At 42.2% G+C, this 15,014-nt stretch carries 3 protein-coding genes and 6 pseudogenes; 8 read left to right on the top strand and 1 reads right to left on the bottom strand.

Annotated elements, in window-relative coordinates; genetic code table 11:
* Positions 1 to 350: 350 nt before the first annotated feature.
* Positions 351 to 551, bottom strand: coding sequence for a hypothetical protein (locus ACEW7V_RS02210; protein ID WP_374695309.1), 201 nt, complete (start codon positions 549 to 551; stop codon positions 351 to 353).
* Positions 552 to 1,694: 1,143 nt separating this feature from the next.
* On the opposite strand from ACEW7V_RS02210, the gene rpmG reads away from it, so the two are divergent.
* From rpmG to ACEW7V_RS02170, 8 genes and pseudogenes are all read left to right on the top strand, one after another.
* On the top strand, positions 1,695 to 1,817 hold the full coding sequence (gene rpmG, locus ACEW7V_RS02205) for a 50S ribosomal protein L33 (protein ID WP_374695308.1): 123 nt from the start codon (positions 1,695 to 1,697) through the stop codon (positions 1,815 to 1,817).
* Between the two features lie 255 nt (positions 1,818 to 2,072).
* Positions 2,073 to 2,258, top strand: a complete 186-nt coding sequence (gene secE, locus ACEW7V_RS02200; protein WP_374695307.1) for a preprotein translocase subunit SecE — start codon at positions 2,073 to 2,075, stop codon at positions 2,256 to 2,258.
* Positions 2,255 to 2,871 (top strand): annotated as a pseudogene (gene nusG / locus ACEW7V_RS02195) (transcription termination/antitermination protein NusG). Before secE ends, nusG begins: the two are co-directional and overlap by 4 nt.
* Positions 2,872 to 3,067: 196 nt before the next feature.
* Positions 3,068 to 3,503, top strand: a pseudogene (rplK, locus tag ACEW7V_RS02190) (50S ribosomal protein L11).
* A gap of 92 nt (positions 3,504 to 3,595) precedes the next feature.
* Positions 3,596 to 4,299: pseudogene (rplA, locus tag ACEW7V_RS02185) on the top strand (50S ribosomal protein L1).
* A gap of 64 nt (positions 4,300 to 4,363) precedes the next feature.
* Positions 4,364 to 4,736, top strand: a pseudogene (rplJ, locus tag ACEW7V_RS02180) (50S ribosomal protein L10); the annotation flags it as partial.
* A 163-nt stretch (positions 4,737 to 4,899) separates the two neighbouring features.
* Positions 4,900 to 5,285 (top strand): annotated as a pseudogene (gene rplL, locus ACEW7V_RS02175) (50S ribosomal protein L7/L12).
* 173 nt (positions 5,286 to 5,458) lie between these two features.
* Positions 5,459 to 7,221: pseudogene (locus ACEW7V_RS02170) on the top strand (DNA-directed RNA polymerase subunit beta); the annotation flags it as partial.
* Positions 7,222 to 15,014: the final 7,793 nt, after the last annotated feature.

Here is a 15,014-nt window from a genome sequence, read left to right as displayed (position 1 = left end):
TGTACTTCGTTCAGTTGTTTTTTTATCCTTGTACTTCGTTCCAGTTACATGCTATAAAATCTCTATTTTGTTTTTTTACCAAAACTATTATTGCTTTTTATGCTTGCATTTTGCTGTTATTTTATTTAATTTTTAAGGCGTCCTTGCTACTATCCATTATCACCTTTGGAAATTACAATTTGTCATGGATTATTGGTCAATTGGCATTCCTTCGCTTTTTTTATCTTTTGAAAAACAACGAAATTATCAGCAAAAACTTTTTACTTAATAATCTCAAAAAAGCCTTTCCCTATGCAAGTCTAGCTTTTATTAGTTATGTCTTAACTTTTGGTGTGCGAATTGGTTTTTTATCAACCCAAACTCCCGATTTCAAAACAATTAGAAACAGTTTCTAATTTTGTCATTTTGCTTTCCACCTTCATTTTATTTACTGTTTTATTTAGAATTTCTAAACCTTTAAATCTAGCTAAATTATTTTTATTTGTATCAATGTTAATAGGATTTATGACAGCTGCATTTATTTTGGATGTTTTGGAAAAAGAATGTCTCAATTCGATAAACTTGAAAAAGTTTTATTAGTTTTAATCATCATTTTATCCCTGTGTCATAACCCAAATCTCCCAAAAACACCATCCAACAAAAACTACAAAATCAGAGAAGAAAACAAATAATTAATATGATTATTTACGGAAAAAACCCCATCAAAGAAGCAATTAAAGCGCAAGAGAAAAAATTTATCAACTATATTTAGATGCAAAATTAAAATTAAATATTTTTTATAATGTTTTTGCAAAAACACAATATTGCTTATCAATTAGTTTGACAAAAAGTTTTTGCTCTGATCTAACCAAACAAAAAACCCATCAAGGAGTCGCTGCCAATGTTTGTGACTACACTTTTTACGACTTAGACACTTATTTAGATTCTGCCAAATTCCAAAAATTCTTAATTTTAGACTCCATTAATGACCCTCATAACTTGAGGAGCCATTTTAAAGAACTGTTGAAACTTGTGCTTTGGATAGTGTTATTATGAGTAAAAAACATCAAGTCCCACTCAATTCCACAGTTGCCAAGAATTTCTTGTGGTGCCTTGGAATACACTAAAGTTTTTTAGTTACTAATTTGCATCAAACCATTTTAAAACTAAAAAAAAAAAATCAAGTTTTAATCGTTGGTACCGATAGCAATTCTTCCCAATCTTTTCTGCAAATCTAAAAACAGTTCTTTGGCTATTATTGTTGGCAACAGAAAGAATAGGCATTAAAATTTATTAAAACAGCAATGTGATTTGTTGGTTAAAATTCCCTATGTATGGAAAAAATCAATTCTTTAAATGTAAGTGTTGCCGCTGCATTAATGATCTACTCCACTTTTATTTTTGGCGATAATTAACCCTTGCCTCCTCCAAAAGAAAAAACTAATCACGAGCATTTTTTAAGCAGCTAATCATTTTGTCTAATTTACAGGTTACTGTTAGTTTTTCTTACCATCTTTCATCCAACATTCCAAATATTTTCTTCCACAGGATATTTTTTTGCACCTAAACAATTTTTATATTTTATTTTTGCTAGCTTTTTGATTTATGATATAATAAAAAAGATGTTTTGAAAATAAATTAATGTTTTTTTTTTTTTCAACTTTCTAACATAAAAGGACTATTTTTTTTTGAAAAAAAATATTTTAGTTTGTGTTTTGTGTCTAGAGAAACCGCAATTACAATACCAACCACGATCCAATCAAAGCCCAAAACGTTTAACTTTTAAAAAATATTGCTCTTATTGCAACAAACACACTTTGCATCAAGAAACTAAGTAAAGGTTTTTAACTTTATGGAATTAAAATAGCAAGAAAGCGAAAAACAAACCAAATCCGAAGTTATTAGAAGTAATCAAAAGAGAATATAGTTGGCTCAATATTTTACTAATTACCACTTCCTATTTTGTGTCTCTTGCTCTTTGTGGGCAATTATTGCAACAAAAACATTTTGAAACTATGCATTGGGCATTGCCTTTTGCTTTGTAGTTCTTTGTTTTTTTTATTTTTGCGATAGGTTCATTTGCTTTTTCAAAGATGCATTTTTACCAAATTTGTAACATTAGTTGGCCTTCCTTAAAACAAATTTTGTTTAAAACATTACAAGTTATTTTTTCTACATTGTTCTTAATCCCTTTTTGTTCATGCTATAGATTCTCATGTTATTGGCAAATTAACCCAATTTTGTGTCAAAATCAAAAATTTGTTGAGCAAATAAAATGAATAAAACAGAAAAACAAATAAAAAGAGACACAAGCGCAAGAACAACAAGATCAAGAAAAGACTCCCAAAATACATGTCACCTTAAATGGTATATTGCTCAAACTTATTCAGGTTATGAAAATGTTGTAAAAGACGATTTGTTAAGAAAAAGGAGTCAGAAAGCATTGGCATAGGTGATTTAGTATCTAATGTTTTGTCTCCCAAAGAAGAATATTATGAAACTCGTTTGGATGGAAAAAGGTTAAAAAGAGCGTAAAATGTACCCTTATTACGTTTTATTCAAATGATGATTACTGACCGATCTTGGTTTGTTGTCAGAAACACTCCGCGAATTACTGGTTTTTTAGGTTCCAGCGGGATGGGTTCTAAACCCAGTTCCTTTATCTGAAAACGAAATCAATCCTGTTTTATTAAAAATGGGCATCATCAATAAACCCGATTATAAAAATTTTATCGGCAAAAAAGTAGAAATTATTTCTGGTTCTTTTCGGGTCAAATAGGGCAAGTATCAAGTATTGATGACGACCGTGAAAAAATGACAGTGGAAGTAGATTTGTTTGGTAGAGCAACTCCAGTAGAAATTTCTTTCAACGACTTTAAAGAAATATCTTAATTTTTGCATAATTTCTAACATTTTTATCAAATATTTAAAATTTATGTTAAAATAAGTTGTCTAAAAAATTTTATCATATTTTTTTATGTTACAATATCAACAATATTCCAAATTTAATGAAACGCAAACAAAGAATAAACAACTCAAATTATCAAGTTTTTTATTTCAAGTCCCCGTTCCGAAAGAAAGGTTTTTTATGGCTAAAAAAGTTGTTAAAACGGTAAAATTACAAATTCCTGCAGGAAAAGCTAATCCAGCTCCTCCAGTAGGACCTGCTTTAGGGCCAAGCCCAAGTTAATATTCCTGCTTTTTGTTCCCAATTTAACGAAACAACTAAAGATCAAATGGGTTTCGTTATCCCTGTTATCGTTTCTGTTTATGAGGACAGAACATTTACTTTTGTAACTAAAACTCCTCCAGCAAGTGATCTTTTAAAAAAAAAAAGAAGCTGCTAGGTAAATTGAATCTGGTTCTGCTAATGCAAGCCAAACCAAAGTAGCTACTATCACCCACAAACAAGTAGAAGAAATCGCCAATTTAAGCTTCCAGACCTAAATGCTTATTGCGTTGAAAAAGCTTGCAAAATCATTGAAGGCACAGCTCGTAATATGGGAATTTTAGTAAAAGGTTAAAATATTAAAATAGTTTTACCCCAATTATTCAAATTTCAAATTAAAAAATTTCTAAAAAAATGTCAAGTTGTTTTGAGAAAGGAATTACTGCGATGAAACGAGGCAAAAAATATTTAGCATCATTACAAATGTTTGATGTTGTGCAAAAACATATCCGCTTCAAGAAGCTATTAGCTTAGCTAAACAAACTCAAGTTGCTAAATTTGATGCTGCGGTAGAATGTGCTTTTCATCTAAATTTAGATCCTAAAAAAAGTTGATCAAAATTTAAGAGGAGTTTTAGTTTTACCACATGGCACTGGTAAAGTCTTAAAAGTAGCAGTTCTTGCTAAAGGAGAACAAGCTAAACAAGCACAAGAAGCCCAAACGGGTCTACTACGTAGGCGACCAAGATTTAATTGATAAAATTGCCAAAAACTGGTTGGATTTTGATGTCTTAGTTGCTACTCCCAAAATGATGCCGCAATTAAGTAGAATTAGGGCGCCTTTTAGGACCCAAAGGACTAATGCCTAACCCTAAAACAGGTACTGTAAATAAATGATGTTTTACAAGCAGTCAAAGAAAATTAAAAATGGTAAAATTGAATACTGCCTAGACAAAAGCGGGAATATTCACGCCATATTAGGTAAGGTTTCTTTTGATGAGACAAAATTACTAGAAAACTTAAAAAACTTTATATCTTCAATTAATGGCTGTTAAACCTCGTACAGTGAAAGGCACTTACATTAAAAGTGTTACTATTTCAACTACGATGGCACCAGGTATTAAAATTGACCCTGTTACAATTTCACAATAATCAAGATCAAAATTTTGAAGGAAGGAAAAGGGCATAAACATGATAAAACTCAGTTAGCCAAAAAATAGATTCAGTTGTTGTTTTGCAAGAAAAAATTAGCAATGCCAAAACAGTTATTGTTTTTGAATATGCAAGCTTACCGGTAAGCTCTTTTATGCAACTGCGTCGTGAGTTAAAAAAAACTAGTTGTGAAGTAAAAGTATATCCCAAAAACATCATGCAAAGAGCTGTTACCAACGCCAAACAAGCTGATTTAGTTACCTTTTTAAAAGGAGCAAAAGCTTTTAATTATTATTCCATGAATATTACAGAACCAATCAAAACCAGATTTATAATTTTGCTAAAAAAATAAAGCAGTTAAAATAGTTTCTGGAATCGTGGAACAAAAAATTGTCTCCTTGCAAGAAATAAACACCTTAGCTACTTTGCCTTCAAAAAGAACAAATGAAGAAGTAGCTGTCTAATGTTGCTGTAACTTTTTTGCAACATTTTTAAAGCAATTTCTATTCAAATATGCTAGTACAAAACCAAAGAACAATAAAACCCCCAACAATAAACAATTAATTTATGAATGAAAAGATTATAACAAAGGAAATTTACATGGCTAAGTTAACGAAAAGCTTTTGTATCGGCTTTAAAAAAGAAATGTCTTTATTAGAGATTAAAGAATTATTAGATGGTTTGAAAGAAGAGTTTGAAATTGACCCAACTGCTTTGCTTGATTGCAGCTCCTGGAGCAAATAATGCAGCTGAAGTAGAAGAAAAAACCGAATTCACAGTAGTTATGAAAAGTTTTGATGAAAAAAGAAACTTGCTGTTATCAAAACAGTGCGCGAAGTAACAGGATTAGGCTTGCTTGCTAGATGCTGCTAATTTTGTTAAAAGTTCCTGACTCTTTAAAGGCAAAAGAAAATGTTTCCAAAGCTTTAGCAGAAGATATCAAAAACAAGTTAGAACAAGCTGGAGCTGTTGTTGAACTTCAATAAATTATTATCTTGTAAGTAATATAAAAACCTGAGGTTTTTCAGGTTTTTGATCTTCCCCCATTGTTTTTATTTTTATACCCCAGCCCCCAAAACCAAAAATCGTGCAAAGACACAATTAAAAATAAAGATTTTGGCAAAACAAACTACCAATTAATAATTTATAGGAGCATAAGATGGGTTATCATAATGTCAAATATGGCAAAAAGCACAACGTCGTAATTATTCTAAAACAATTTATGATGTTGATTTGCCCAATTTAATTGAAATTCAAAACCAATCTTTTGATTGGTTTTTAAAACACGGTATTAAAGAATTGTTGCAGGATTTTTTGTCCTATTGAAAGTTATAATGGGGATTTAAAAATTCACTTTGGATGATTATTTTTTAGCACCCCAAAATATAGCATTGAAGAAACTAAAATTAAAGATATAAGTTATGTTGCTCCAATTATTTGTCAAAACTACTTTAGAAAATGTTTTAACTGGCGAAACTAAACAAAAGCAATATTTTACTTACTGAATTGCCTCTAATGACTCCCACTGGGACTTTTGTTATCAACGGAACTGAAGAGTAGTAGTTTCTCAAATTGTACGTTCCGCTAGCGTGTATTTTGCAGGTAATTTTGACAGCAAACTCAAGCAGAACCACTTATTCTGGATAAGTAATTCCTTCGTGGTGCTTGGATTGAATACGAAGAAGGCTCTAAAGAAATTTTGTATGCCAAACTAGATCGTTCCAAAAAAATCCCCTTGTCTAATTTTATTTATGCTCTAGGTTTTGACAGCAAAGAAGCAATCAGAAATGTCTTTGGCAAAAGCGCTATCCTTGATTCTGTTTTGATAAAGAAACTGATATGGACTCGAACAACAATGCTTTGGTAGAACTGTATTCTAAAATCCGTCAAGGCAGAAAAAGTTCCTGTCATTTCACTGCTAGAGATTTTATCAAGAACAAGACTTTTGATCAAAAAAAATACGACCTGGCCTAAAGTGGGAAAGATACAAATTTAACAAAAAACTAGACGTTCTTACCCGAGCTGAAAACACTTATTTGGCAGCCGATTTGTCAATCCCAAAACTCAAGAAATAATAATTGCACAAAGACGAACTTTTAACCAAAGAAAAAATTGCAATCCTGAAACAAAATCGTCATTTTTTGCTCAAGAAATCTTCGACGCTAAACATAATTTAGAAAACAGAGAAACTGATGAAGAGATTTTGCTTGCATATAAAAAGACCCCAAAAAACGAATTATTAACCAAAAACTAACATCATCAACTCTCGCACTGGTGAAGTTTTAGTAGCTAAAGACAATTTAGTTAACGACGATATTATCAATCATTTAAGACACAATATTCACAATCTTGATGAAAAAGTATCTAAATTTTTCTTAGGAACTGAATGTTTATCAAAAAGAAGCAGACCGTCAAGGAGTTTTTAACGAAATTTTAGAAGTCTATACTTCAAAAGACGAATCAGGTAAGCTATATCACAAAGTCAAGCTTATTGGAAACGACCAAAAGAGAAACCAAAAAAACACATCACTTTATCAGATGTTATTGCAAGTATTAATTATTATTTGAATCTTTATGAAAACGTGGCTTGTACTGTTGATGATATTGATCATTTAGGAAATCGTCGTTTAAGATTAATTGGAGAATTGTTAAAAAACCAATTCCGAATTGGTCTTACCAGAGCTGAAAAAAATATCAAAGATATGATTTCCACTAGCAAATTCAGCGAAGTTAACGGTCCAGGCGACCTAGTTAATTTTACTTTTTAATGAGTGTAATCAAAACTTTTTCACAAGTTCACGCTTATCGCAATTCATGGATCAAATCAATCCTTTAGCAGAATTAACCCAAAAAAGAGAGCTTCTTGTCCAAGGATCTATATGGTGGAAATCTGGTGGCCTGCTGATGCCAGCAGCTGGCGTGGGCTCATCCAAACTATAGATCTTTAGGGCAGCGATCTTGAAGTGGGTGATATAGTCATGATTCCTTGGTCTTGCTCTGGCGGATGGAGAAGAGGCTATCCACCTCCCTTGGCACCTTTCGACAGGCATCGAAGTGTGCCACAAACCTCCTTTCCAGCTACATTGGAAGGAGTCGATGCTATCGGGCTCGAGGAGGGTAAACCAGACTTGAGTGACCTTCCGGTGGCCGGAAAGGCGATGCACAGGAGGGCATCTGTCACCTCCTGGACTCTCGTGAGAGCTTTATAGCTCTCCAGGTGGTCCAGGGGGTCGGTGGTCTTGTCGTGGGATCCACGTGAAGCATGCGGAACCGACTCGGAATCGGTTCCTCTTGGATTTCCTCGGGAGAAGGGTGGTCGGGCATTATAGTCCACTGGCTTCCTTGGGGAGCTCTGCATGTTGGCAAGCTGGTGGGAGAGCTCCGCCAGTTTGCGCTCTTGCTCTTCCAGGTGCCTTTCGGCTGGACGCATGATGGCCTCGTCGGTGGAACCTTCCACCAAGGTCGCTGGAGAAGAAGGGGCCGATGGGTCGTGGTGAGGGGCCTTATCCGGCGGTGCTTGCTGCGCTTGGCGGCATCATTGTTCATCCACCGGGGATCGGCTCTCATGGTCCGCCGACCTGGTGTGGTTTCTCTTTCAGGGGGTGTAGTGACTCTCACCGCGAGGTTGGTTGGTACCCGCGGATGGGACAACATGCCTTGGATGGAGCACAGGCTTCCGCGGGAGCCCATGGCTTGGGTCACGGGGATCTTTGGCTAGGGTTGAGTGGCCAGGGAGTACTGCTAATGCTGCAATTACCTTATGGCTACGGTGCGTCTCTGTAGCTGTTGGACAAGTGCAGCATATTGACTATCTACTGAGGGTAGTTGAGGAGGAGCAGGAGGAGCGGGAAGTTTCCTTCCGGGCTGTGAAGGCCCGGAGGAGAGGGAACATCTCTCTCCTGGCTGGTGGAAGCTTCACGTCCGTGAGTTACCACCATGCTTGGAGTCAAGCTGTTCTTAAGCTTGTGGGGGGCTTGTCCATACAGGAGCTTTCATCATCCACCCCTTCCTGGCTTGTAGCTATGGGTTGTCGCCGGACCTCGGTCCCCTTCACCAGTCCTAACACTCCCGGACCTGCAAAACAAGGTTAGAGACTCGGTACGGGGATTCCGGCGGGGGCACTCCGACGGTCAAGTTAATGAGCAGTCAAAGTGGAACAGATCCACTAAGAGCGGATCCCCGTTGGGTCTCCATAGTTAGAGAGTCTTTGATGAGGAGATGAGTGAGAATGGGCTGTCAGCACTCTAGTTCTTGTGACAGGGCTCGCCGGACTCGCTCCTGCGAGTTCTCGGACCTCTGTGGAGGCTTTGCTTGTTCTCTCGTTTACATTATCAGGCACCCTCTTGATTGCTTACCTTTCCTTGCCCCTTCGATTGCCCTTTTAATTTATTTAGGTGCCCCAGACACTCGATTCCCCCTCAGGAGCCTTGGGGTCAACGGCCGCGTTCATTGGCCATTCCCCTGAGGTCGCCTCTTCTTACGGTTAGGAGTCAGAGTGGCAGAGCTTCTCATCCGCCGTCTTTGTCATGAAAGGAGCTGAGGCGGGACCTGTCCGGGGAGCGGGCACCCCAGACTCGAGGCATTGACCCTTGGCTCTCCCCTCCGAGGGGCTACCAGGTCCTGCAGCCACCGGATCTAGTGCCTGAATCAGGGTGTCCCTCCTAAATTGGTACAAATGATGTTTTGCGCACCGTTACAGATCTAAAAATGCTGTATTGGGTGCGTCAGACTGTGCGTGCTGGGCTCAGCAACATCCTTGGGGCCTGCACCTTCGGTCCTCCCGATGCTCCATGGAGAAGGCTCGCTACGAGCCGGGTGGACCCATCTGGGCGCCACGGCGAAGGAGCAAGGTGCTGGCTCGACTCAGAAGCGAGATAGACCCGTACAGGGTGCCTGGCGAAGGAGCGACGGGAGCCCGCACAGCCGAGGTGGACCCTGCAGGTTGACACTGGTGAAGGGTAGAGACAAGCTCCCATGGTAGGGGTGGACCCATGCGGGGGCTGTGGCGAGAAGGAGCGAGGGCCAACGGCTCGACCCAGTGGGGTGGACCCTGAGGGGAACTACGGTGAAGGGTGAGACGAGGCCCCGCAGGTCGAGGTGGACCCGCAGTGTCGACACTGGCGGAGGGACGAGGCAAGCTGGAAGCCGGCCCGAGGTGGACCCGGTGGGGGCACCACCGGCAGAAGGGTGAGATGCGGCTCGACTCGGGTCGAGGATGGACCCGTACGGGGTGCCACGAAGAGCGGTGGGCCCAGCAGCCCAGGAGGACCCATCTGGGTCGAAGCTCCTGGCGAAGGGACAGAGGCAAGCGACTTCACAAGGTGGACCCATCTGGGGGTGCCACTGTGAGAGGAGCAGAGGTTCCTGGCTCGACTTCGTGAGGTGGACGTCTGGGGTGCCACACAGCAAGGAGGCAGTGGGCCACTCGGTGAGGTGGACTGCAGGGTCGACATCTGGCGAAGGGGTAGAGACATGCTCGACTTCGACCAAGGGTGGACCCATCTGGGGGCACCACCTGGCGAAGGAGACAGGTGCCTGGCTTGACTCGGCCCGAGGTGGACCCATCTGGGGGTGCCACCTGGCTAAGAAGAAAGTGGCAGGCCCACTTCGGTCGAGGTGGATCCTACCTGGGTTGACACCTAGCGAAGGGGCAGAGGTGCGAGCTCGACTCGAGGTGGACGTGATCGTAGTTAAGCCACGTACGGCCCCGGGGAAACTCGGAGAGAACCTGCTGGCAGCCTTCCTTGACGCCGGTGGGTCTGACGCATGCTCCACGTCAGCGATCTTGCCATATCAGTATTAATATAGTATAATATAATATATTTATATAAAACATAAATTTATTATATTAAATTTATTTGGTATAAAAAATAATTTTTTAATTTTTTAATTTTATATAAAGTATGAATATTATAAAATATATTTTAATAATTTTTTATTTTATTTTATTTTATAAAACTTATAATATTGTAATATTATATAATAATATTATAAATATAATAATATTATAGTATATAATATAATGTTATACTATTTTATATTAATATATTTTATTTTATTTTATTGAATAATAAAATATAAAATTATATAATATAATATATAATATTATAATATAAATATAATATAACATAATATAATTTATATATTATTGGTGTGGCATAATCGTTGATGTCAAGCACATCTCGAGTCGACTTAAGCCATCTTGTGACGTCCTTTGGGGCAGTAATAGAAGCAAACATCAAGGTCGAACCCAGGTCAGAATTCGGCTCCCATCCGAGTTGAGCTCTGATAAATTCGTGCTCTCGCCATCAAGGTGAGCCCCCGGTGAGATCGGCTTTCATGCAGCAATTGAGGCTCCTGGGCGAGGTTGTGCTCCACCATCGGTCGAGCCTCGTCGGGGTTGGCTCTATCCGGTCGAGGGCTCACAATGGAATTGTGCTCCGCTCCCAGGAGTTGAGCCTCCGGCCGGGTCAGCTCCCATCGAGTCGAGCTCTCGATCGAGGTCATGCTCCCGCCATCCCAGGTCGAGCCCCGAGCCGAGGTCAGCTCCCATCGAGGACGAGCTCTGGTCGAGGTTGTGCTCCCGCCATTCGAGTCGAGCCGGAGTTGGTCAGCTCTATTTAGGTCGAGCTCCCAAACGAGGTCATGTCCTGCTATCTGAGGTTGAGCCTTTGACCAGGTCAGTCCCATCGGTCGAGCTCTAGTGGAGTCGTCTTTCCCGCCATCCAGGAGTTGAGCCCTGGTGAGAGTCTGCTCTCATCCGGTCATGCTCCGGTCAAGGTCGTGCTTCACCATCGGTCGAGCCACTGACTGAGATCAGCTCCATCCGGGTCGAGCTCTGGTCGAGGTCATGCTCCCACCATCCGAGGTCGGGCCCTTAGCCAAGATCAACTCCTATCCGGGGTCGAGCTCCCGGTCGAGGTCATGCTCCCGCCACCCAAGGTCGAGCCCCTAGTTGAGATCAGCTTCCATTCGGGTCGAGGCTCCTGGTCGGGTCATGCTCTCTCACCATTCGAGTCGAGGGCCCCGACCAATGCTCTTGCTCCCCATCTGAGGTCGATCTCCCAATCGGTCATGCTCCATGCCTCCAGGGTCGAGCTCCCGATTGAGGGTCGGCTCTGTCCAGGGGTCGAGCTTAGATGGGAATCGTGCTCCCGTATCCAGAGATCGAGCCCAATTGGGGGTTGGCTTTGCATTGGAGGTCGGGCTCGATCGAGGTGGGTGCTTCTGCCGTACGAGATGGAGTCCCAGAGGCCAGAGGTCCCGGCTCCATCAGGGTGAGCTCCCACGACCAAGGTCGTGCTCCCGCCATGCGGGTTCGACACACCCGTAGAGGTCGACTCTATCTGAGGTCAAACTCCGTGAAGTCGTGCTCCCATCATCGAGGGTTGAGCTCCCAGATATAGCTCCTACTCTCAGAAGGTGCTATCCAAAACCGGGAAGCATCATTAGTTGCCAGCTGGATCAGCAGGAAGTAAGGAGAAGAGGCTAGAGGAACTCGGGCTAAAGACCGGGGAACCCCGGGCCAGCACTGCCACTATAGGGAACGGTACATACCCTACCAGAGGTTTGGTCTCTGCAATGCGCCACCCACATGTTCTGCGCAATGCATGCTCCACCGGGCTCCAGGCTCTGTAGCATGCCACCCACATCTACGATTAGGTACAGCAGGATTACCGGTCCACTGCGCTACATGAAACCTGAACCTCCCCTAAGAGGAGTATCCTATTAAGGCTCCAGGCCTCGTAATACTCTGATGATCTCTCTTGGAATGGAAATGACCCACCGTAGCTTGGGGCTCAAGGCAGCACGGTGCCCACGCCTCCCACAGAAAACTGCACCACCAGAGGGACAAGATTTATACTATGCCGGTGAGCACCCCCAATAAAGATCTCCTTTTAAGGACCGGTCCGATAGTGGAAGGCCACTAACAAAAGAAAACCCCTTCCAAAAGGGGCACCAGGAAAGTGACATCCCAATAAAGCGCCAGACCTAATTTGGGCCATTCCTCTTATATAAAAATAGAAGAAGGGACTTCCAAGAAAAAGGGAGAAGACTGGTAAGAAAAATGGGAGCAAACCGGCAAGGAACCAACAAGGAGAATCTCCCCGCTCTCTCACTCCCATTCACTGGATCCTCCTTAATTCCATTTTCATTTTATCCCTCTGCATGGAGAGACTCCAAGCTCTTTACCATGGAGGCTTTGTTCCCCTTGATTGTCCCAACTGACTTGATCATCGGAGTGTCCCCGTCGGAATCCCCAGCCTGGGTCTCCTCTTTTTTGCAGGATAACCTAATCAAGGAGCTAACCAAGAAAAGGACCAAGCATGTAGAGGGAGCTCAACATGCATCACATATCAGAACTACAGGCCACGACAATCTAGGAGGCAACATATTAACATGCCAAGAAGGGGGTGGTGATGAACAATCTGTAGCATGACACTCTTGGTTGAGGAAGGCCTAACAACAAGTCCCCCCATAATTAGAAAAATACTTGTGGGCATCACGGCCCATGGTGACTACGTGCACGAGGCCTCCATCAGCCATGTCGAGGACCCTTCTACTTGCATGGTGAACAACGATTCGGAGAGGATCTCTTTGCTTCACCATCTCACCTCCGGAGACCTTTAATTACCACACTTGCCCAGCAGTCCATGCCTTGATCATACTTATTTTATCGGCTTCATCAGCTCTGATCCAGGCAACCAGTACGATGGCCGTCTGGGTGGCTTCTTTACCATTGATCCCCGTACTAGCACACGATTTTTGTGAGGGACCGTCACATGTGGCTTCTCGCCTACGGAGAGACCGGCAGGAAGATAGGAAGTGATAGCAAGGTATCTCGACTAGTCGAGAGAGCCGCTCTCCGACCTTAAGCCATGGTGCACTTTCGTGCCATGAAACGCAGAGCGTGGCGAGGGGAGCTCGGGCGGAGGTTTGCCAGGTGCCTTCTTCACCCTTGATAGCCTCAGGCGGGGGCCTCGGAGATGAGGGCCATCCACCAGCGAGTGAAAAGGTGCCTTGAAGAGAAAGAGCACAAGCTGGCCTACCTATCCTGCTGGTTTGCCAAGATTCAGGGCTCCCCCAGTCGAGCCCGTGGGTTATGACACACGCCCACCTTTCTCTCTCAGGATCCAAGAGGAACTAATTCCCAACCGATTCCGGATGCCCCATGTTGATCCCTATGATGGGGCCAACCGACCCCCTGGACCACATGTAAAGCTACAAGGCCCTCATGAGGGGTCCGAGAGGGGGGGCTACTGCAACGCCCTTCTCTGCATCACCTTTCTAGCCTACGCTGCGTAGAAATTTTTCCGGGAGCCTAATTCTCCCGACTCGAGCCAGGGAGCATCGACTCCTTCAAGCTAGAGCTAGAGAAGGTTTGTGGCATACTTTGATGCATGCAGGAAGATGCCACGCGAGGCTGATAGCCTCTTCTCCATCTGCTAGTAGGATCGAGAGCCACTCCAGGAGTTACGTATCTCAGTTCAAAGCTGCCACCCTGGAGGTCTATCACCTTGATGAGCCAATCGCCATGCTGGCAATGAAAAGAAGACTCAGGACCTCTAGCTTCACCTACTCTATTGATAAGAAGCTCCAAAGACTTACTCGGAACTCCTCCTCTGGGTCCATAAGTACATCTATTCAGAGGAAGCTGACCATACTAGGAGGGAGCTAGATGGGAGACCTTTGAAGAGGCAGGCCATTGGAGAAGCATATGGCCCCTCGACCTCAAAGAACGGTCTGGCCCCACGACGGGACCCAGGCCTAGAGCCAATCTTGCCAAGGAAGAGAAGTTCACTCCTCTCCTCACCCAGAGAGTGAAGATCCTCATAGAGATCGAGAGCGAGTGTTTGTTACATCGACCTCCACCCCTAAGATGATACTGTGCAGACATTGCTTGAACCCCTCTGCAGCTTCCACTGGGACCATGGCGCATGATCTTCCCGAGCAATGCGCCACTGAAGAGGAAGATAGAAGACCTGATCAGGCATGGCTACCTCGGGAAGTACATGAGGGAGGAGCTTCCCCGGTGGCCTAGAGGGGGGAATCTCGGCCACTTGCCATCGACAATCGGCCCACTGAGAAGCTGGTGGGAATGATCTCGTGGGGCACAGGAAGAAGTTCAAAGAGGTCCGGGGGGAGAGAAGAGAATGATGATGTGCTTTCCTATGAGGGGAGAGGGATCGGTTAGGGTGGACAACCTAAATAATGATGATGTTATCGTAGAAATGATGATAGCCAAAAATCCTATTGTTGATCCCTGGAATGATTTTGATGATTACAAAATATTGGAGCATGTATTTATTACTAACTCTTTCAATTATTCAAGAAATTTTTGTAGGAAGCATTTATCAATGTATCATTTATTTCCTACTTAGTTGAAGTTATTTCAGTATAATTGTGTTATTTGATGAAGAGTTGTATGAACAAATTGTATTGAAAATCTCAAAGTTGTAAAGCCTAATTCTTATTCTTGTAATCTTGTAAAAAAGGGCTAAAAATTAGTAAAAATGAGTTTGAATAGGTTAGATATCTTTTGTAAAATATTTTGAAGTATTAGAAAGACTTGTATTGGTTGGAGATACGTTTGGTTGAAATTTTGAAGAAGTTATGCTCGAGCTGACTCATGGACCAAGAGCCGACTCTTGATTCGGCATGACATGGAGGTTGAGTTTTAAAGTCTGAGTTGACTCGAATGTGGTGATTTGACT

This window comes from Areca yellow leaf disease phytoplasma (assembly GCF_041920595.1).
The sequence above is the reverse complement of the archived record's forward strand: the minus strand, read 5'-3'. Positions and strand labels throughout refer to the sequence as shown.

Bases quoted from the DNA above. Each gene is read 5' to 3' on its own strand.
- secE (WP_374695307.1), top strand. From the start codon at position 2,073: ATGCATTTTTACCAAATTTGTAACATTAGTTGGCCTTCCTTAAAACAA.